This is a genomic window from Pseudoxanthomonas sp. CCNWLY206-1 (genome assembly GCF_039710385.1).
GTDB lineage: Bacteria > Pseudomonadota > Gammaproteobacteria > Xanthomonadales > Xanthomonadaceae > Pseudoxanthomonas_A.
On the sequence record NZ_JBDKXI010000008.1, the window covers coordinates 40,693 to 60,785 of the forward strand.

The window sequence follows — 20,093 nt, forward strand, 5'->3', positions numbered from 1 at the left end:
GCCCTATGTGCATGCGGACTGTGGCATTGCCTCTCGACGACAGCGCCGGCGCCGATATTGTCTTGGGCTGCGGCATATCTCTATGGAGATAACTCGAAATAGATACGACCCAACAGCGTTCATTGCGACGGCATATCGCAGCGAGAGATTCTCTCAATCGCTTGTGTGGTATTTGGGTGCTCGCACCGCGACGCTTAGATGGCGAAGAGCTCGCGGCGGGACGCCGCTCCTACAAGAGCCATTGCAGAAAAAAAGCCTGTGATTTTGTAGGAGCGCCGTCTCGGCGCGAGATTTTGATTTGTCCGGTCGTTGTGGGAAGAGCTCGCGGCGGGACGCCGCTCCGCGCCTCGATAGCCCATCAGGGCGCGCAACCCAGAGCGCGCCGCAGCGCGTCCGGATGGCGAACGCTTGGGCTTCAATTGCCTTGGCTTTATCGCGACCTGACAGGAAGAGCTCGCGGCGGGACGCCGCTCCTACAAGGGCGAAGGGCACCTATCGATTCGGAACGTACATTCCATGACGAGGCACGCTAATCCGCTGCCAATGCTTGTACGAGCGACGCCACCTGCTTGCTGAAGGCGGTAACGGCGGCGGCGTGGGAGGCGAGGCCGTCGCGTTCGATTTCATCTATCAGCGCGCGGCCCTGAGCGGCATGGCTCTCCGCTCCAATGGTTCCGATCGCACCCGCGATGCGGTGCAGGCGCTCATTGACGCGCTTCGCATCATCCACCTGCAAAGCGGCGTGTAGCCCGGCCAGATCCTCGCGGGTTGTCGCGGCCAGGCTATTCAACAGACGCTGCGCGACTTCCGCCGAACCGAAGCGCAGGTTCAATGCTTGGCGATCGATGACTGGCGATGGCGAGATGTCGTCGACAACGGCATCGAAAGCGGCCGGGCGGATCTCGCTGCTAGCGATCTGACCCGTATCTGTCAGCCAGCGTGCCAGGCACTCGCGCAGCACGGGCAAGGAAGCGGGCTTGGCGAGGAAATCGTCCATGCCCGCTTCGCGGCAACGCTTGGCTTCCTCCGGCAAGGCGCTGGCGGTCAAAGCGACGATGGGAAGATGCGCGTAACCTTGCTCGCGCTCACGCCGGCGGATTTCGCGGGTGAGTGCGTAACCATCCATGCCTGGCATCTGACAATCGGTGATCACCGCATCGAACTTCCCGGCTTCCAGTGCCGCCAAAGCTTCCTGGCCATCCACCGCCACTTGGCTTTGCAAGCCGAGCTGCTGCATTCGCCAAACCATCAGATCCCGGTTGACGGGGTGGTCCTCGACGATCAGCACACGCCGGCCACGCCAGTCGTCCGTGGCGGTAACCGCGCTCCGCATCGATGCTGCATTGTTGTCGGCGACATCGCCCGCAGCGAGCATCGGCATACTCAGCACCACGTCCACGCGCGTTCCCCGCCCGGGCATGCTGTGCATGCTTAGTTCGCCGCCCATCAAGTCGACCAGCCGCCTGCAGATGCTTAGCCCCAGGCCAGTACCGCCATAGCGCCGCATGGTGGAGCTTTCCGCCTGTGCAAAAGGTTGAAATAGCCGTGCCTGTTGTTCGGGCGTCACGCCGATGCCGGTATCGGATACCGATAGTTGGAGCCGCTGTACGCCATTCTTGTCGTCAAGCAAAACGAGCGAGACCGACACGTCGCCATGTTCGGTGAACTTGATTGCGTTGCCTAGCAGGTTGAACAGAATCTGGCGCAGTCGTACGCCATCACCTAGATGCCGTTCCGCGACTTCCGCGTCGACATGACCATGCATTCGCAAACCCTTGCCTGACGCTTGCGCGGACAGCATCTGCTGCACGTTGTCGATGACCTCCCGCAGGCTGACCGGTCTGGTTTCCAGCGCCAAAGCACCCGCCTCCATCCGGGAGAAATCCAGGATATCGTCGAGTATCTGCCGCAGCATCTGCGCGGAATCCTCGATGGTCGTCAGCACGCGCTGCTGCTCACTATCCAGTGGTGTGTGCGCCAACATTTCCAGCATGCCGAGCACGCCACTCATCGGCGTGCGAATCTCATGGCTCATCGTGGCCAGGAACTCGGCCTTGGCAGCGGTGGCTCGCTCGGCGATGGCCTTGGCGGTTTCCAGGGCATCGGATTGCGCGTGCGCTTCGGTGACATCGATCCAATAACCGCTCCACAGCAAGGCACCATCTTCCGCCCTGTGCGGCAAGGCACGCGAGCGCACCCATCGCCAGCCGCGGTTGGACAAACCACGGAATTCGATATCGATTGGACCGTAACCCGCCGCCGCGGCTTCCATCGCCTGCATAAGCCGCGGCTGATCGTCCGGATGCACACGTGCGAACACATCGCGCTCGTTGCGCAGCGCCTGTTCGACCGTCAGGCCGAATAACGACGGCACGTCGCCCACGATGAAAGGAAACGTCAGCGTGCCGTCATCCGCTCGCTTGGCTTGGTAGACCACCGCCGGCAGGTTGCCGGTGACTTCGGCAAGACGCTTCTCGACGCGACGCCGCTCGTCCACCTCGCGGCGGAGGCGCCAATGTCCGACGCCATGCACCAGGCCCGCGGTCAGCAACACCAGCGCCAATGGAATCGCCCATTTCAGCAGCGTGCGCCACTCCAGTCCGGTGCGGTACTCCACCGCCAGCCAGTCGCCGCGTATGGCTTCCCGTTCGCGTGGCGCCATGCTCATCAGCAACCGGTCGAATGCGGTCGCCAGCGGTGCATATTCCTTGCGCACCGCCAGTGTCAGCTGGTCCTCGATGCCAGCGGGCGCAGCAATGTGCAGCTGCCCCGAATAGCGTTCGCGCAGGAATCCGTCCACCGCTGCCAGATTGCCGATGTATGCATCGACCTTGCCTGCGCTCAGCAGCTCCAGCGCCTGCGCCGCACTACCCACCGATAGCGTGCTGGCCTGTGGAGCCTGCGCCAGTACCAACGGTTGTAGGCGTTCCGGATCGGACAGTGCTACCCGCATTCCATCCAGGTCGCGGATATCGAGCACGCTGTCGCTGCCATCGCGCGTGACGATCACGTTGGCGACGGTCAGGAATGGCTGGCTGAACACCCAACCGCTCTCCGGCGACACGCCTTCGGCTGGAACCCCCATCACCACATCCAAGTCGCCGCTACGCATCTTGTCGCGTATTTCCCGCCAATCCTTGACGGGAACCCGTTGCAGGTTGGCGCCAGCCGCCCGAAAACGTTTCAGATATTCTTCCGCCAAACCGCTCGGCAAGCCGTCTTCGTCGAGAAATGAGATGGGGGCCCAGTTCGGTGCGAAGCCCAGCCGCAAAGGCCGCGCCATGGCCGCTGCCTCTGCGTCGCTGATCGGCAGTTGTGCGCTGCCTGCCCAATGCAGCGGCTGTAGCCAGCGGCCACGGATGGCGCGATGCTGCGCGTCGGGTAGCGATGCCAGTGCGGCATCCAGCGCCTCCGCCAACGGCTGCTTGGCATTGGGAACGGCAAAATGCAGCGTGTTCAGCGGCAGATCGCTTTGCCGCACCAGTCCGATCCGGGTGAGGCCCTGGCTGGCCAACAGAGCCGAAGCCACATAGGCATTGCCCAGATGCGCATCGGCTTGGCCCGAATCCACCATACGCAACGCCTCTTCTGTATCCGCCGCTTCCATGTGCCGGGCTGCCGGATATCGCTGTCGAACGGCATCGCCGGTCGCGAAATCCTTTTCCGTCACCACACGGACGCCCTTCAGCTCGGGATCGACGGTCAACCGGGAGTCCCGCGGTCGCCCGACCAGCGCCACCGGCGCCTCGACATAGGGGCGGGTGAAGACCACGCATCGGGTCCGCTCCGGCGTCAGCGCCAGGTTCATCGCCACGTCGATCTCACCGGCACAAGCGGCTTGCAGCAGTTCCCCCCAGCTGGAAAAACGGCGAGTCCGTATTTCCAGTCCCAAACGTCCGGCCAACACCTTCAGGTAGTCGTACGCCAGTCCCGTGGGTTGACCGTTCTCCAGCGATTCAAACGGTGGCCAACCACTGTCGTACAATCCCAGCACGATGGTGGGGTGCTGCTGCAACCACGCCATCTCCCGCTCGGATAACGGCAGATCATGTTCGTTCTCGCCGGCCTGCATTGGCGGGGCCAACAGCAATGTGACGGTCAACAGCCATCGACAGACAAGGTGCGAACGCATGTGGCAAGACCTCCTCGGCTCCATCTGTCCTCGCCTGCCACGGCAGACGTCCATGTGTTTCGGCGGCCCATAGTAGGGCCTGTTGACGCTTATGGAACATGCCACGTTGTTTCCCAATGGTCGCAAAGTACCCTTGCGTAGCGCAGCACCTTGCCTGCGGCAAGACTATGTTGCGCGGTCCCGCATGGCGGCGATTGGAAAACAACCCGAAGAGCCTGCCCCGCACGCTCACAGATGCGGCGCGGCATGCTCCACAAGCGTCAACAGGCCCTAAACCATGCGCCTTCGCATCATCCTCGCCGACGATCATCCGGTAGTGCGCATCGGCGCACGCGCGGTCATCGAAACCAGTGGCATCGGCGACATCGTCGCTGAAGCGAGTGGCACCGACGAGTTGCTCGACGCATTGTCGGCGCATGCCTGCGACGTGCTGGTCACCGACTTCTCGATGCCCGGTGGGCAACAGGCCGATGGCTTCGCCATGATCGAACTGATACGGCGCCGTTACCCTTCCCTGCCGGTCCTGATGCTCAGCATGGCCAGCAACCTGGGCATTCTCAGGATGGTCGTCGCCGCGGGCGTCTTGGGGTTGGTGGACAAAAGCTCTTCCATGGACGAGCTTCCCATTGCAATACAAACGATTCATCGCGGCGCGCCGTATGTCAGTAGAACACTGAAGCAACGCGTCGCCGAGATGGGAACCGAAGACGTGTCCGCCGATGGCAAGAAAAAGCCTTCACCCAGAGAATCGGAAGTCCTGCGCCTGCTTGCTTCGGGCATGACCGTCACGCAGATTGCCGAACAATTGCATCGCAGTGTCACCACGATCAGTCGCCAGAAAAGCGATGCCATGCGCAAACTCGGCATCAAGAACGACGCCGAACTTTTCGAGTTCCTGAAGACGGAAGGCTTGAGCGGCTGAACCGCAGGACGCCGAAAATCGTCCGGGTTTGAAAATGAATCAAGTTCCGCGCCGCTTCCCGCCGACTCGTTGAATAACCCGACGGGTCCCAATGGCCGCGCGAGCGAACAAGCTGGGAAACGAAATCCTGCAATTGTCCGACGGTTTGCTCTCAAGGTGCCATGGAATGAAACTGCTCTTCAGCCGCAACCCCAATCCTCGTCTAGCGGTCGCGGTGGCGCGCTATCTGGACGCGGAGATCGAGTTTGAATTCGCCGCCCCTTTCGCACCTGGGCAGGCTGAGCGCTATCGTCCGATCAATCCAAATCTTTCATTGCCCATTCTCGTAGGCACCGGCAGAAGCCTTTGGGAGACCGATGCCATCGCATGCCGGCTTTCACGTGATGCACATTCCGACTTTTGGCGCACCGGCGAGGACCAGCCCGAGATGATCCGGTGGATCAGCTGGGGCAAGGACAACTTCGCGAGGGCTTGCGACATCGTGCATTTCGAGCGCGGGACCAAACAGCGGTATGGACTTGGCCCGGTCGATCAGAACCTGGTGAAGGCAGGGCTAACGCAGTTTCACGCGGCGGCGGCGCTACTTGAAGTCGAGCTTTCCGAACGAGAATGGCTGGTCGGAAATTCACCTTCCTATGCGGATTTTCGAATGGCGACGTTCCTCCCTTTCAACGATTCCGCCGGATTGCCGTTAGGCGATTATCCCGCTGTCGGCCGCTGGTATCGCCGGCTCGAAGAAATCGACGCGTGGCGCAACCCTTTCGAAGGGCTGGATGCGCCTGAGTTGCCGCCTGTGCCGGTGCTGTAGGTGCGCCTCGGGCCGCGAGCTCTTCCACCGCGAACACGAAAATCAAAAGCTCGCGCCGGGACGGCGCTCCTACATGAGGGGGCGGTGACAAACGTGAGGGTGGTGCAACTCCATCTTCCAAGTCCGTGACCCGGCGGTAACGCTCATTCCGTTCATCTGCGCAGTGTCCGCCGCTGCATGCTTACCGCGTTGCAAGTCATGTCCGGCCCCCGCCGGAGAGGTCGCGCGACATGGTCTTCAACTCGCTCACCTTCATCGTGTTCTTCGCGCTGGTGCTCGCTCTTCACGCATTGCCCTTCCGCTGGACCACGAAGAAGACCCATCTGCTGGTCGCCAGCTATTTGTTCTACGCGGCCTGGAATCCACCGTTCGTCATCCTGTTATGGGTATCGACACTGGTCGATTGGTGGGCCGCGAAGAAACTGGTGGACGCGGAGAACCCGCATGCTCGGCGCGGGTGGATGCTGCTGTCGGTGGTAGTGAACCTGGGCATGCTCGCCTACTTCAAGTACGGCGGGTTCCTGATGGAGAACTTCCAGGTGCTGATGGCCTCGCTGGGCGTGGTTTATCAGCCGCCCGAACTCGATATCGTGCTGCCGGTCGGGATCTCGTTCTATACCTTCGCCACGTTGTCCTACACGCTCGACATCTATCTGCGCCGCGCCAAGCCGGCCGACAACTTCCTGGACTACGCGCTGTTCGTCACCTTCTTCCCACACTTGGTGGCGGGGCCGATCATGCGCCCAACGGAGCTGGTACCGCAGTTCGCACGCGAACGCCGCGCCAGCGCCGACCAGTTGCTCTTTGGCCTGGCGCTGATGACGCTGGGGTTGTTCCAGAAAGTCGTGCTGGCCGATGGGTTCCTCGGACCCGCCGCCGAGGCGGTGTACGACGCGCCGGGCAGGATCCCCGGCACGCTGGACGCATGGATGGGCACGCTCGCCTTTAGCGGACAGATCTTCTGCGATTTCGCTGGCTACTCCACCACCGCGATCGGCGCGGCGATGTGCCTGGGTTTCGCCATGCCGGACAATTTCCGCTTTCCGTATGCGGCGGTGGGGTTTTCCGATTTCTGGCGACGCTGGCACATCACTTTGTCGTCGTGGTTGCGCGACTATCTCTATATTCCGCTGGGCGGCAATCGGCACGGCGAGGTACGCACCTATTTCGCGCTGATGGCGACGATGCTGCTAGGCGGCCTGTGGCACGGCGCAAGTTGGACGTTCGTGGTCTGGGGCGGCCTGCATGGACTGTACCTGGCTACCGAACGCGCACTACGCGCACGCTTCAGAGGCTATACGCCAGGACCCTTGGCGATGGTGGCACTGGGCCTGTTGACCTATGCGTTGATCAACATCACATGGGTGTTCTTCCGCGCCAAGGGATTCGAACAGGCTTGGGTGATCCTGCGCGGCATGTTCGGCGGAAACCCGGATGCACGACCCATCCTCACCACGGCGCATCTGACGATGGTGGCACTGATTGTCGGCGGCATCGTCATCGCTCACTGGCTGATGCGCAGCCGCACGTTGGAAGCGATGCTAGCCCGGCAACATGCGGTGCCGCTGTCGGCAGCACTGGGCGCAATGGCGTTCGCAATCGTCACGGCACAGGGAGCGGGCAATGCCTTCATCTATTTCCAATTCTGAGTTGGCCGGTTCCGCGGTGATCACTGCAATGGCTGACGATGGCGGTCCCGCGATCGAGGAACGCTTTGAGCGTCCAGGATTTGTGCGGCTCACCGCGTCCGACCGGCCCGGCGTCGCGCAACCAGTGCCGGAACGCGATATTCCGCCGCAGCCGTGGGGAAAGATCCTGCTCGGTGCGCTGGGGCTGTTCCTGCTGCTGATGGCAGCATGGGAATGGCACTGGCGCGCGTACGGGGCCGCGCCCGGATACCGCAACAGCGATGGTGCATGGGCCGATCAGCGGCGCCGCATCAATGCGGGTGAAGGTGGCAAGACCGTACTCATCGGCAGTTCGCGCATGTTGTTCGACGTGCAGCTGCCGGAGTGGCAACGCGCCACCGGCGAGCGCCCGATCCAGCTTGCCTTGGAAGGAACCTCGCCTTTGCCGGTACTGGAGGACCTTGCCGCGGATCCGGATTTCACCGGGCGGCTGGTGGTGGATACAACACCCGTGAGCCTGTTTCTAGGCCAGAGCGGCCGGCGCGCTTCCGTCGTGCCCTACTACCACGAGCAGTCGCCGTCGCAGCGCAGCGGCCATTGGTTGTCCCGGCAGTTTCTCGAACCCTGGTTCGCGTTCTACGACCCGGACTTCGCGTTGCCGGTGGTCGTGCGCAGGCAAGCCTGGCCCGACCGTGCGGGCCTGCCGCGGCGAATCCTGGTGCGCAAGCTGTCGGTACAGGAGATCGATCGCAACACCTACCTGTGGCACAAGGTCGAGCGCGACCCGAACTATCAAGCACTGACGCGCAGGATCTGGCAGGTGCAATTGGGATTGCCATTGCAGCCGATGATAGATACGGATGCCAAGCGAAAGAAGTTGCGGGATGAAGTGATCGAGCGCATTGCCACCGCCGTTGCCAAACTGCGCGCACGTGGCGTACGGGTCGTGTTCGTACGTCCGCCCAGCAGTGGGCCCTGGCAGGCGCAGGAACAATTGCTGACGCCGCGTAAGGACACGTGGGATGACCTGCTGCAGCGCGCGGGCGTCAGCGGCGTGCACTTCGAGGACCATCCGCAGCTGCAGGGTTATGTGCTCCCGGAGTGGTCGCACCTGGGCGCCGCCGACGCCAAACGCTTCACCACTGCCTTGGCGCCGTTGATCGAGAACGAGTTCGCGCGCGAGACGCCGGACGGGAAAGAAGTGGCCGTGCGCTGAAGCGTCCACCAGGAAGACGCATCTGGCTACGGCTGCCCTGCGGCCCGCTCAGCTTTATCGGTCTGCGATTTTCCGGATCCCGCCGCCGCCGGGTACAGGGCGATGAGCTTGCGCAGCACGCCGTTGGTCCAGCCGAACCCGTCCTGCAATTCGTATTCGCCACCACCCGCGGCGGCGTGGCCGGTAACGTCGTATTTTTCCACCAGTTTTCCCGTCTTTTCGAACACCGTGACGTTGCTGCGAATCCAACGCTCGGCAATGGTTTCGGCCAGTTCCTTGTGCCCGTAATCGTTCAACCCCTGGATGGCGATCCACTGCAAGGGCGCCCAGCCGTTGGGCATGTCCCACTGTTCGCCGGTCCGAAGCATGGTGGTCGCCAGTCCATTCGGCTGAAGCAGGTCGGCACGCACGCGCTTCGCCACCTGATCGGCTTGGCGTCGGTCGGCGATGCCGAAGAACAGCGGATACAGCGTGGCGGCGGTGACATGATCGGTCGGCTTGTCCTCTTTCCACAGGTAGTCCGCGAACATGCCCTTCTCCGTGTTCCATAGATGGCGCCGTATCGCCGCCTTGCGTGCCTCGGCTCGCTTCTGGAATTCCGTTGCCTTCGCCGGTTGCTTCGCGGTGCGATAGGCCTTGGCGAGCGTGAGCTCTAGGTTGTAAAGCAGGCTGTTCAGATCGGGCGGCACGATTTCCACCGTGCGTACCGTCGCCAGCGTCTTGCCGTCGGCCAACCAGCGCGAGCTGTAATCCCACCCGCTTTCAGCGCCTGCGCGCAGATTGCGGTAAACCTCCGCGGCGGGACGCCCGGATGCCCTCGTGGTTTCTACGTCGCGCCCGTAGCTTTCTTCGCGCGGCGTATCGCAATCGTCCCAGTAGCGATTGAGCAACGATCCATCCGCCAGGCGCACGACGCGGCGGTGCGCCTGTCCTGGGGCGAGTCCCTCGCCTCCCTGCATCCAGAATTCGTGCTCCTTGGCGAGCTGCGGCAGATAGGTCGCCAGCACCGATGGGCCGTCGCGTTCGGCGAGCAAGTTCACCATGGCCGCAAAGAACGGCGGCTGCGAACGGCTTAGGAAGTAGGTGCGATTGCCGTTGGGGATATGACCGTAGTGATCGATCAACCAAGCAAAGTTCTTCACCATGTCGACCGCCAGATCATGGCGACCGCTTTCCTCCAGCCCCAACATGGTAAAGTAGGAATCCCAGTAGTAGATTTCATTGAAACGCCCGCCAGGAACGATGTAGCGATATGGCAGCGGCAGCAAGGTTGTACGCGAATCGGCGGGCTCGGGCTTGCGCTCCAGCACGCTCCAAAGCGCATCGATGTGTTCGCGCACATCATGGTTCGGGTCGGTCCGATAGTCGCCTCCCGCCAATGGCGGCATGACGAACTGTTTGGCGATGAAAGCACGCAGATCGAAGCCCGGTGTACCGCGAAGGTTTTCATACTCGGCCGCGATACCGGCGGGCGGCTGTTTCGGCGTCGCATCGACGAAACCTTTGGTATCGGTCAGCACCTGCTGCGCGTCTTCGAAAAGGTCGCCGTAAAGCTGCGGAAGTCCTGCCACGCAGGTTTCCGCCATTGCCCGCGGAAGTGGAAGCAACAGGCAGGCAACAAGAAAACCTGCCGCCGCACTTCTTAACCCAGACCTTGGATTTGCGACCTTGGTGGCAATCATCGGCTTCTCCATAAAACCTGTTCAAAAAGACGGTACTGGCGCGACCCCAGCATAAAACAACCTACGTCAAGGCGGCATTTCACAGTGCTTTCACGCTACTTCGCCGTATTGAAAAGCCGAAATGACGCAGCAGCCCCTTCTGCATACCTACTTGCCCAGGATTGCACACAAACCGCGTCCGCCCAGGGCCACACCGTTCGATGCACACCGGCGCCGTTTCGCCCAGAAGAATAACCAGCCAAGCAGTTTCAAAAAACACTCTGGAGGGAGAGCACCATGACCCGCTTCAACAGCACACGCTATGCGCTGTCGGCCGCTATCGCCGCAGCCTTGTTGCCTGTCTGCGCGCAGGCACAGGTACAAACCGAGACGCAGACGCAGACGCAAACACAAACGCAGTCACCAACGACCGTCACACCCACGCAGGCAGCTCCGGCAGCCACCCCCGCCGGAGAAAGATCCGCCACCACGCTCGATACGGTGGTCGTCACCGGCAGCGCCGCGGGAGGCGTGAAGAAACTGGAAGCCAGCTTCAACATCGTCACAGCCACCGCGGAGCAGATCCAGCAGGCGAATCCCAAAAGCACCGCGGATCTCCTCAAGATATCTCCCGGCATGTGGCCCGAATCCACCGGCGGCCAGACCGGTGCCAACATAGAAATCGCGGGCTTTCCGGGCGGCGGCGATGCGCCCTACTTCTCGACGCTGGTGATGGGTTCGCCGATATACGGCATGCCGACGCTGTCGTTCTTCGAGACCACGACGCTGTTCCGGCTCGACGACACCGTTGAATCGGTGGAGATATTGCAAGGCGGACCATCCGTCGTTTTCGCGGATGGCCAGATGGGCGCCACCGCCAACTTCTTCCTCAAGACCGGCACCGAGGAACCGACCGGCAGCATCGGGCTGACCTACGGCGACGAAGGACTGTGGCGGCTGGACGGGTTCACCGGATTCAAGCTTGCCGAGGGCTGGTACGGCAGCATTGGTGGTTTCTGGCGTACTTCCGACGGCGTGCGCGACCCGGAGTTCAAGGCGGATGAAGGTGGCCAGCTGACCGCCACGATCGCGCGTGAGTTCGACAAGGGCAAACTGGTCCTCTACGCGCGCTACCTCAATGACAAGAACCAGTTCATCACGCCGATTCCGCTGATCCAGCGCGGCGAAGATAATTTCAGCGCCTACCCCGGGTTCGATCCGCTCACTTCCACCTACTACAGCAAGGCGATGCAGCATGTCGTGCTGCCGGGTTATCCGAACGGCGGCACCCGGGCGGACCTTTCCGATGGCCGCGGTGCCAAGTTCTTCTTCTTCGGCGGCAATTTCGAGTATGCCTTCGACAATGGCTGGTCGATCAGCGACAAGTTCCTGTTCGACGAAGGCGACGCCGATACCAATGCTTTGTTCTCGGGCAACAATCCGGCCACCTTGGGCGACTTTCTGTACACCGCCGATACTCCCGGCGGTCTTGAGTTGCCGGCCGGCTCGGCTACCGCCAATTATGTCGGTGGCGGGGCAGTACCGTTGGATCAGAGCGTGATCGCGCAGGGCTGGTGGCATATCCACAAGCATCTGAAGAGCTTCAACAACGACTTCCGCCTGAGCAAGGAACTGTTCGAAGGCAACACGCTCACCGTCGGCCTATATGTCAATCACTATTCGATGAGCGACAAATGGGCACTGGGCAACCAGATGTTGATGACCAACGAACCCAATGCCACGCCAATCACGGTGACCTACGTCGACGCCGATGGCAACGTCCGGCAGCGCACCGACACCCAGGGCTTCCTCGACTATGGCGGCTTCAACATCGCCCAGTACGGCAGTTCGACCAACACTGCGCTGTACCTGTCGGACTCCTGGCGAATCGGCAAATGGCTGCTGGATCTTTCCGGACGCATCGAGAACCAGGATGCGACCAACAATGTCTGCAACCTCATCAACGTGGATCGGGACGGCAATCCGCTGACCGAATACGACAATGCGGATAACTACACGGTTTGCGACGGCACTTTCCAAAAAATCGAATACGACAAGACCCATCCGTCCTGGACCGCCGGCGCGAACTATTCATTCACCGACCGCATGTCGATGTACGGCCGTGTCAACACGGGCGGCCACTTCCTGGACTTCGATAACGGCATCCGCGGCAGCACCACCGGCAACACGCCGCCCATGCAGAAGATCCGCAACTACGAAATAGGCTTCAAGTACCAGTCCGATCTGTTGTACGCGGACATCAGCGCCTATCGCCGTGTTTTCAGCGGGCTTCAATATCAACCGACCGACAACGCCGGCACTCCGGTGGGCAGTCCGCTGATCTACGGATCCGAATCCGTGGGCGTCAACTTCATCGGCGTGCTGACGCCGATCGACAATCTGCGCCTGCAATTGGTCGCCAACTACCTGGACGGCGAGTACACCGACTACGACGCCTGCATCCAGTACACCGACATCAACGACGTGCAGCAATGCGAGCCTATCGAAGGCAAGCAGTTGCAACGGCAACCCAAGGTGCGCTTCATGTTCACGCCCAGCTACACATTCCTCTTCGACTGGGGCGACATCATGCCGTACGTCACCTACACCCACGTAGGCGACCACACCCAGGACCAGTCCGGCCTGCAGGAGTTGGGTTCGTACAAGACGATCGATTTCGGCGTGACCTCGAATGTCGGCGAACACTGGCAGTTCAATCTGCGCGGGACCAACATGACAGACGAGCTGGGCCTGACCGAAAGCAACTCTCGCATTTTCGGCTCGGCCGCCGGCGCCGGTGGCGTGTTGCTGGCGCGACCACTGGAAGGCCGTGAGGTCAACTTCCAGGCCAAGTACATGTGGTGATATCAGCTGAATGCGGCTTGTCATCGTGCGCCGAGGCTGCAATGCTCGGCGCACGTTGTCTCTCGCGCAACCGGAAATCGGTATGGGTTCGCTCTGGCCATCCGCTTGCTCATCCGAGCGACTGACCGCGTCCGTAGCACCCGTGCATCGCTTACCCGCACCGGAGTCCTTTTACGATGAAGCGATTTCTGCTGGTCGTCCTATTGTTCTCGTCGGCCCTCGGCGGGCCTGCCACCGCGGCCGATGAACCGCTGCAGTTTCAGGTCGCTGAGGGAAACGTACTCAATGCTTTCCACCAGCAAGAGTCCGTAGCGGCTCATCTGTTGCTCAGTTCCGGGCGCCGGCCGCGCGTGCTGGTGGCGTTTCCCGCGGGCAATAGCGGTGTGGGTGTCTGGTTCGAGGACAGCGACGCACCGGCGCAATGGACACTGGCTGAGGTGAAAGGCGTCCAGCAGCCAGACAAAACCGGCAGGCCGCTGCATGGCATCGTGGCGGAGGCAAGCGTCGCCGCGAAACGCTTGGTGGTGCGCGACGCGGTATTGGGTAGTGTGCGCGTGCTGCGGGACTTCCAGCTCGGTGTCGCCTATCCCGCTTCGGTGCGTACTTCGGCACGCGTCTCGGCGAAGCGCGTGACCTGGGCGCGCGCGCGCCTGGACGGCGCGCCGGGATATTCCCTCTCGATCGAGTTGCTGGATGGGAACATCCGCGGGGGCCATAAGGAGCCTGTAATCCTCACACCGGATAGCGACGGCAAACCGCTGCGGCTGCGCATTACTGCGTTGACCGGCGAACGATCGCTCACGCCGCTGGCCGCCGAGAACCTGCTCAACGATAGGGCCGGCGCAGACGTGCGCAGCCGCCAGGTGCTTCAATTCTTGAGCTACCGAGAGAAATTCCTGGCCGGCTCCTGGCGTTTCGACACGTACTTTGGTCGCGACACCTTGATGTCGCTGCGGCTGCTGATGCCCAGCCTGCAACCGGAGGCCATCGAAAGCGGGCTTGCTTCCGTGCTCGATCGACTCAATGCGCAAGGAGAAGTCGCGCACGAGGAAGACATCGGCGAGTTCGCTGTTCTGCGCCATCGCCAACAAGATGATTCTGCTTCACCTGCCGACGCGCCGATCTACGACTACGCCATGATCGACGATGACCTGATGCTTGCACCGGTGGCGGCGGCGTATCTGCTGGATCATCCCGAAGGCCGCAGCCGCGCCGCGGCATTCCTTGCATATACGACTAGCGGTGGCGAGCCATTGGGCGCAGCGCTGGCCCGGAATGTCGATTTCGTCCTCCAAGCCGCGCAGGCGTTCGCGCAACAGCCGATTGCGCGAAACCTGATGTCGCTCAAACCAGAGCGCAACACAGGCCAATGGCGAGACAGCGAGGACGGGTTGGCAGGCGGACGTTACCCCTACGACGTCAACGCGGTATTCATGCCGGCGGCGCTGGACGCCATTGCCCGCTTTCAGGAGGCCGGTTTGTTGCAACCGTATTTGGCTGCCTCGCAACGACAAGCGCTTTCCGCAGCGCGTGAGTGGGCGGCGGCATGGTCCGCACAAGCACCGCCTCTGTTCCGAACGGAAGCAACAGCGATGGCGGCGCGGGGTGCCGTCGTCCGCTATGCCAAGGCACTCAGCATCGATCCAGCGCCCGCCTTGGACAGTCTGCCGCGAGGCGGATTGCGTTTCGATGCGTTGGCCTTGGATGCGGAAGGAAAACCGATTCCAGTGCTGCATTCCGATGGCGGTTTCGCTCTGCTGTTCCAGAAGCCTGACGCAATAACGCTGGACACCATGGTCGAAAGCATGTTGCGGCCTTTTCCTGCCGGCCTGCTGACAGGTGCGGGCTTGGTGGTCGCCAATCCGGTGTATGCCGATGCCGAAATCACAAGGAAGTTCAGCCGTACCGCTTATCACGGCACCGTGGTGTGGTCGTGGCAACAGGCGCTGCTGGCCGCGGGACTGGCGCGCCAGTTGGAGCGTGAGGACCTGCCCGCTGCTACTCGCGTTCGGTTGCGCGATGCGCAAACGCGTTTGTGGCAGGTGATCGATGCCAGTCGCGCAATGCGCACCTCCGAACTGTGGTCTTGGTCATATGCCGGTGGCCGATACAAGCCCGAACCATTCGGGCAGAGCAGCGGCGACGCCGATGAATCCAATGCGGCGCAGTTGTGGAGCACGGTTTATCTGGCGATTCCGGCGCCGGTTGAGAGTGTTCCTGTGGGGAAGGCGGCTAGCCAGAAGTAGAAGTCGGGGGAGTGGGGGCTGCGTGCGGGTCATGACGTCGTCCCGGCGCAGGCCGGGATGACGAGAAGTTGTTGTTCTGGGTAATCAAATTAGTCCGAGATGCCGCTAGTCAGAAGCAAAGACTTCCGTGCGTTGCGTTTATGGGTAGAAATCAGATCCCACCTCAAGAAGCCCCATACGTCGTCAGCTGCCGAGAGACCTCGTCGGCGGTTTCGCGCAACTGCTCGATGGCCTCGTCGACCTTGACACCGCCGGAACGCCGTTCGATGAAGGGAATGGTCAACGCGCCTACTGCGTGATCGTGGACGATCAATGGCGCCGACAGATCCACCACGCCATCGACCATTTTGCTGGGCGCGCTGGCATAGCCTTGATTGCGCACCGCGGAAGCGCGGCGTTCAAAACCGGCCAGGCTGGCGCTCGGCTTGCCCTTGGCCAACATTGCCAGCCATCGCTCGCGTGTTTCCTGGTTCTGGAACGCAAACAGCACCAGGCCGGACGTGGAGTTTTCCAGTGGGCGGCGGTGACCGACGCGAACCACGAAACCCAGATCGCCCGGCGCATCCACCCGCGCGATGACGACTATCTGCTCCTGCGAGGGGACCACCAGATGGCAAGGCTGGCGGATGCGGTCGGCCAGCCTGTGCATTGCTGGAAATGCCGTCTCCACCATGCTCCTGACCGGCGGGCGCTCCATGCCGAGCACGAATAGTCGATTGGTCAACGCAAAGCTGTCGCCCGCGTCGCGCGCGATGTAGCCGCGACCTTCCAGTACCTGCATCATCCGGAAGATCTCGCTACTGGAACGTCCTATTCGGTCCGCGATTTCCCGCATGCTCATCGCGGCGGGCGCGGCCGCCAGCAGTTCCAGGATATCCAAGCCTTTGTCCAAGGCGGGCGCGCGGTATTTCGGTGATGGCTGCGGCATATGGTCCTTCCGGTGCAGTGCAACAAAGCGTCCAACGATCCTTCGCGGGGCTCCTCTGTGGAGCCGGCCCGGCGCCTGTGGTCTGGCGGCAGGCCGGCCGGCGAAGACTTGGCCAAAGGTGGAATCAAGCGAATAAAAGACGAGTTGCCAACGTTCCTGTCAAGGGAATTACAACCCATTTCGCCTCTTATATGAAGTTCCATTTCATATTTACATTAACTGATCGAAGCGATAAGGTCCGGATGGGAAAGGGAGAACAGACATGCACGACGGTATTCGCGCGGATGTTGGCACCGCCGCAAGCACAGCACGCATCGCGGTCATACCGCTGGTCCTGATCGTCAGCCTGTTCTTCCTGTGGGGCGTGGCGAACAATCTCAACGACATCCTGATCACCCAGTTCAAGAAAGCCTTCGTGCTGTCGGACTTCCAGGCAGGTCTGGTCCAAAGCGCGTTCTACCTGGGCTATTTCTTCTTCGCCCTGCCCGCCGGGCTCTTCATGCGGCGCTTCGGCTACAAGGGCGCGGTCTTGGCCGGACTGGCCCTCTATGCCGCGGGCGCCTTTCTCTTCTACCCCGCCGCCGAAGCACATCACTACGGGTCGTTCCTGCTGGCGTTGTTCGTACTTGCCAGCGGTTTGGCGTTCCTGGAAACATCGGCCAACCCGTTGATGACGGTACTCGGGCCACCCGAAGGCGCTGCGCGACGACTTAATTTCGCCCAGGCATTCAACCCGTTGGGTTCCATCAGCGGCGTGCTGATCGGCCAGCATTTCATTTTTTCCGGAGTCGAACACTCGGCCGAGCAATTGGCGGCCATGACGCCCGACGCGCGCGCGGCCTACTTCGCCACCGAATCCGCCGCAGTACAGACGCCGTACCTGGTGATCGGCACGGTCGTCGTGTTGTGGGCGTTGCTGATACTGGTCACGCGCTTCCCGAAGACGATGGACCATGACGCCGACGCCAGCGGTGGGCTTTCCCATCTTGGAAAGCTGATGCGCAACCGGCTGTTTATTTTCTCGGTCATCGCACAGTTCTTCTATGTCGGTGCACAGGTCGGCGTATGGAGCTTTCTCATCCGCTATGCACAGGACACGGTGCCCGGCACGCTGGAAAAAGGCGCCGCCAACTATCTCACCGCATCACTGGTGCTGTTCATCGCCGGACGTTTCCTGGGCACGTTCGCGATGCGCTTCCTGCCGGCGTCGCGGCTGCTGGCTACCTTCGCGGTGATCAACATTCTATTGGCGGCGGTTGCGGTGCTGGTTCCGGGCCAAACCGGGCTTTACGCGCTGGTCGCGATCAGTTTCTTCATGTCGGTGATGTTCCCGACCATTTTCGCGCTGGGACTTTCAGGACTTGGCGACGACGACCGCAAGCTGGGTTCATCGCTGTTGGTGATGTCGATCATTGGTGGCGCGGTTTTGACGGCGGCAATGGGGTTGGTGTCCGATTTGTATGGGATACATAGCTCGATGGGGGTGCCGTTGTTGTGCTTTGCGGTGATTCTGGGGTTTGCGGTGAGGTCGCGTCGGGCGGCTGGTTGACGGGCTAGATTTTTAGCTCTTTAGCTCTTTAGCTCTTTAGCTCTTGGCGCTGGCGCGGGTTGTCCGCTGGCGCCGAGGATCTACGCGCTTGCCGCGGGCGTCACTTTCTTTGCTCGTGCAAAGAAAGTAACCAAAGAAAGCACGCCCCTGGCAGCGCGCCCTTCGGGTGCGTGTCGCCGATGGGAATTTTCGGAAGGCACATCCATGTGCCTGCCGAAAACGCCGCGCGTCGTGCGCGGCGCCCCAAGGGGTTGTACCCACCGGCGCCACCGCGCCTTAAAGGGGACCCCAAAAAGCCAAGGGCAAGAGCAAAAGGGCAACAGCAAAAGGGCAACAGCAAAAGGGCAACAGCAAAAGGGCAACAGCAAAAGGGCAACAGTAAGGGCAGAGACAGTACGCTTCATGTTATCGGCACTCGGCGCAGTTTCTTTTGCGTCTACCTTTAGCTTTTCTCCTTCTTTTGGCTTTGCCTGCCTTTGTTTCTGCCTCCTCCTTTGATTTTTACTTTTGCTGTCGCCTCGCCTAGCTTTTGACTTTTAGCTTTTGATTTTAGCTTTTAGCTTTTAGCTTTTAGCTTTTAGCTTTTGATCTTCGGGGCCCCGTTTAGGCGCGGCAAGCGGGACGGGTAAAACCCCGCAGGGGCGGCGCACAGGATGTGCGTCGTTTTTGGCAGGCACATGGATGTGCCTTCCAAAAATTCCCGGCCCGATTGCGGACCCGAAGGGCGCGCCGCCTGGGGCGTGTTTCTTTTGGTTACTTTTCTTTGCACGAGCAAAGAAGCGCTTTTCAACAGCCGAATGGCTGGTCAAAGTGACGCCCGCTGCAAGCGCGTGAATCATCAGTTCCGAGGAATGGTCCGCGCCAGCGCCCAAAGAAGCAAGATGGGTGTCGCTGCGCTCGACCCATCCTACGGACTAAGACTGGCGGGTTCGATACGGCCGCCCATCACTCCGCAAAAGAATATCCGACGAAAGCCCATGCACATCGGTCTGCCCCGTCAGCGCCATGCTGACATCCAGCTCCTTGCGGATGATCTCGATGGCCTTGGTGACGCCGGCTTCGCCCATCGCGCCCAGCCCGTAGAGAAAGGCCTTACCTATCAAGCCCGCGCGGGCGCCTAGCGCCAAGGCCTTCAGCAGGCTTTGGCCGCTGGTGATGCCGCTGTCCAGCAGCACCTCCATTCGTCCCGCTACCGCGTCGATGATCTCGGGCAGCACATCGATGGATGCCGCCGCGCCGTCCAACTGGCGTCCGCCATGGTTGGAAACGACGATCGCATCCACGCCTTCCGCGGCGGCAATGCGTGCATCTTCCGGATCCATGATGCCCTTGAGGATCAACTTGCCGGGCCATAGATCGCGGATCCAATCCAGATCGCGCCAGGTCAGGGTGGGATCGAACTGGCTGGCGATCCACTGCGCCAGTGTGGTCAGGCTGTCGGCGCCGCCGATGCGCCCTTCCAGATTGCCGAAGCAGCGGCTGGGTGCACGTAGCATGCCCCACGCCCAGCGCGGACGGCGGGCGATGTCGTAGAGGTTGCGCAGCGTGACCTTGGGCGGTACCGACAACCCATTCTTGATTTCGCGGTGGCGCTGCCCTTGCAGCGTCAGATCAGTGGTGAGCATCAGGGCCGAACATTCCGCCGCCTGTGCGCGTTGGATCAGCTCGCGGACGAATCCACGATCACGCATGACGTACACCTGGAACCAGAAAGGCGCCGGCACCGCAGCGCGTACTTGTTCGATCGAGCAGATCGACATGGTGCTGAGACAGAACGGAATGCCCGCCGACGCCGCCGCGCGCGCGCCGAGAATCTCGCCGCCGCCGCACTGCAGGCCGGTCAGCCCGGTCGGCGCGATGGCCAATGGCAACGACGCCGGTTGTCCCAGGATCGTCGTGGCCAACGAGCGCTTGTCGACATCGATCATCACCCGCTGGCGCAGACGAATCGCCTCGAACGCCGCACGGTTGCCGTGCAGCGTCACTTCATCGTACGAACCCCGGTCGGCGTATTCGAAGAAAGCGCGCGGCACGCGCCGGCGTGCCAGCTCCCGCAGATCCATGATGTTGGTGATGGGCGAGGCCATGAGGCTTTCTCCGTGCCAGATGCAACAGGAAGTACGGCAATATCGAAAACG

Annotated in this window: 11 protein-coding genes; 7 read left to right on the forward strand and 4 right to left on the reverse strand. The window is 61.5% G+C overall.

What is annotated here, in order from left to right; all coding sequences use genetic code 11:
- Positions 1-529 precede the first annotated feature (529 nt).
- On the reverse strand, positions 530-4,132 hold the full coding sequence (locus AADW18_RS16975) for a transporter substrate-binding domain-containing protein (protein ID WP_337344586.1): 3,603 nt from the start codon (positions 4,130-4,132) through the stop codon (positions 530-532).
- A 277-nt stretch (positions 4,133-4,409) separates the two neighbouring features.
- Here AADW18_RS16975 and AADW18_RS16980 point away from each other — a divergent pair, with 277 nt between their 5' ends.
- The 4 genes from AADW18_RS16980 (at position 4,410) to AADW18_RS16995 (ending at position 8,706) form a co-directional block, all read left to right on the forward strand.
- The gene (locus AADW18_RS16980; protein ID WP_337344587.1) at positions 4,410-5,054 is read left to right on the forward strand and encodes a response regulator transcription factor; all 645 of its coding nucleotides are present in this window, start codon (positions 4,410-4,412) and stop codon (positions 5,052-5,054) included.
- A 214-nt stretch (positions 5,055-5,268) separates the two neighbouring features.
- Positions 5,269-5,862 (forward strand): glutathione S-transferase family protein, encoded by a 594-nt coding sequence (locus AADW18_RS16985; protein ID WP_337344588.1) that lies wholly within the window; start codon positions 5,269-5,271, stop codon positions 5,860-5,862.
- 230 nt (positions 5,863-6,092) lie between these two features.
- The gene (locus AADW18_RS16990; protein ID WP_337344589.1) at positions 6,093-7,511 is read left to right on the forward strand and encodes an MBOAT family O-acyltransferase; all 1,419 of its coding nucleotides are present in this window, start codon (positions 6,093-6,095) and stop codon (positions 7,509-7,511) included.
- Positions 7,486-8,706: a hypothetical protein gene (locus tag AADW18_RS16995; protein WP_337344590.1), complete on the forward strand. Its 1,221-nt coding sequence runs from the start codon at positions 7,486-7,488 to the stop codon at positions 8,704-8,706. Before AADW18_RS16990 ends, AADW18_RS16995 begins: the two co-directional genes overlap by 26 nt.
- 26 nt (positions 8,707-8,732) lie before the next feature.
- On the opposite strand, the gene treF is transcribed toward AADW18_RS16995, so the two are convergent.
- Positions 8,733-10,400 carry an alpha,alpha-trehalase TreF gene (gene treF, locus AADW18_RS17000; RefSeq protein WP_337344591.1) on the reverse strand — a complete coding sequence of 556 codons (1,668 nt, stop codon included), beginning with the start codon at positions 10,398-10,400 and terminating at the stop codon, positions 8,733-8,735.
- A 264-nt stretch (positions 10,401-10,664) separates the two neighbouring features.
- Between treF and AADW18_RS17005 the strand changes: the two genes are divergently transcribed.
- Together AADW18_RS17005 and AADW18_RS17010 are read left to right on the forward strand one after the other, a co-directional pair.
- Positions 10,665-13,232 carry a TonB-dependent receptor gene (locus tag AADW18_RS17005; protein ID WP_337344592.1) on the forward strand — a complete coding sequence of 856 codons (2,568 nt, stop codon included), beginning with the start codon at positions 10,665-10,667 and terminating at the stop codon, positions 13,230-13,232.
- Positions 13,233-13,408: 176 nt separating this feature from the next.
- Complete coding sequence (locus tag AADW18_RS17010; protein ID WP_337344593.1) at positions 13,409-15,478, forward strand: hypothetical protein; 2,070 nt, start codon at positions 13,409-13,411, stop codon at positions 15,476-15,478.
- Between the two features lie 163 nt (positions 15,479-15,641).
- Here AADW18_RS17010 and AADW18_RS17015 read toward each other — a convergent pair whose 3' ends face one another.
- Entirely contained in the window at positions 15,642-16,406 is a 765-nt protein-coding gene (locus AADW18_RS17015; protein ID WP_337344594.1) for a helix-turn-helix domain-containing protein, read from the reverse strand.
- Between the two features lie 262 nt (positions 16,407-16,668).
- Here AADW18_RS17015 and fucP point away from each other — a divergent pair, with 262 nt between their 5' ends.
- Positions 16,669-17,955 carry an L-fucose:H+ symporter permease gene (fucP, locus tag AADW18_RS17020; protein WP_337344595.1) on the forward strand — a complete coding sequence of 429 codons (1,287 nt, stop codon included), beginning with the start codon at positions 16,669-16,671 and terminating at the stop codon, positions 17,953-17,955.
- Between the two features lie 914 nt (positions 17,956-18,869).
- Here the strand turns inward: fucP and AADW18_RS17025 are convergent.
- Positions 18,870-20,042 carry an alpha-hydroxy acid oxidase gene (locus AADW18_RS17025; RefSeq protein WP_337344596.1) on the reverse strand — a complete coding sequence of 391 codons (1,173 nt, stop codon included), beginning with the start codon at positions 20,040-20,042 and terminating at the stop codon, positions 18,870-18,872.
- Positions 20,043-20,093: the final 51 nt, after the last annotated feature.

Excerpts from the sequence above, each read along its gene's own strand:
- AADW18_RS16995 (WP_337344590.1), top strand. The coding sequence starts at position 7,486 with ATGCCTTCATCTATTTCCAATTCTGAGTTGGCCGGTTCCGCGGTGATC.
- AADW18_RS16975 (WP_337344586.1), bottom strand. The coding sequence starts at position 4,132 with ATGCGTTCGCACCTTGTCTGTCGATGGCTGTTGACCGTCACATTGCTG.
- AADW18_RS17025 (WP_337344596.1), bottom strand. The coding sequence starts at position 20,042 with ATGGCCTCGCCCATCACCAACATCATGGATCTGCGGGAGCTGGCACGC.
- fucP (WP_337344595.1), top strand. The coding sequence starts at position 16,669 with ATGCACGACGGTATTCGCGCGGATGTTGGCACCGCCGCAAGCACAGCA.
- AADW18_RS17015 (WP_337344594.1), bottom strand. The coding sequence starts at position 16,406 with ATGCCGCAGCCATCACCGAAATACCGCGCGCCCGCCTTGGACAAAGGC.
- treF (WP_337344591.1), bottom strand. The coding sequence starts at position 10,400 with ATGGAGAAGCCGATGATTGCCACCAAGGTCGCAAATCCAAGGTCTGGG.
- AADW18_RS17010 (WP_337344593.1), top strand. The coding sequence starts at position 13,409 with ATGAAGCGATTTCTGCTGGTCGTCCTATTGTTCTCGTCGGCCCTCGGC.
- AADW18_RS17005 (WP_337344592.1), top strand. The coding sequence starts at position 10,665 with ATGACCCGCTTCAACAGCACACGCTATGCGCTGTCGGCCGCTATCGCC.
- AADW18_RS16980 (WP_337344587.1), top strand. The coding sequence starts at position 4,410 with ATGCGCCTTCGCATCATCCTCGCCGACGATCATCCGGTAGTGCGCATC.
- AADW18_RS16990 (WP_337344589.1), top strand. The coding sequence starts at position 6,093 with ATGGTCTTCAACTCGCTCACCTTCATCGTGTTCTTCGCGCTGGTGCTC.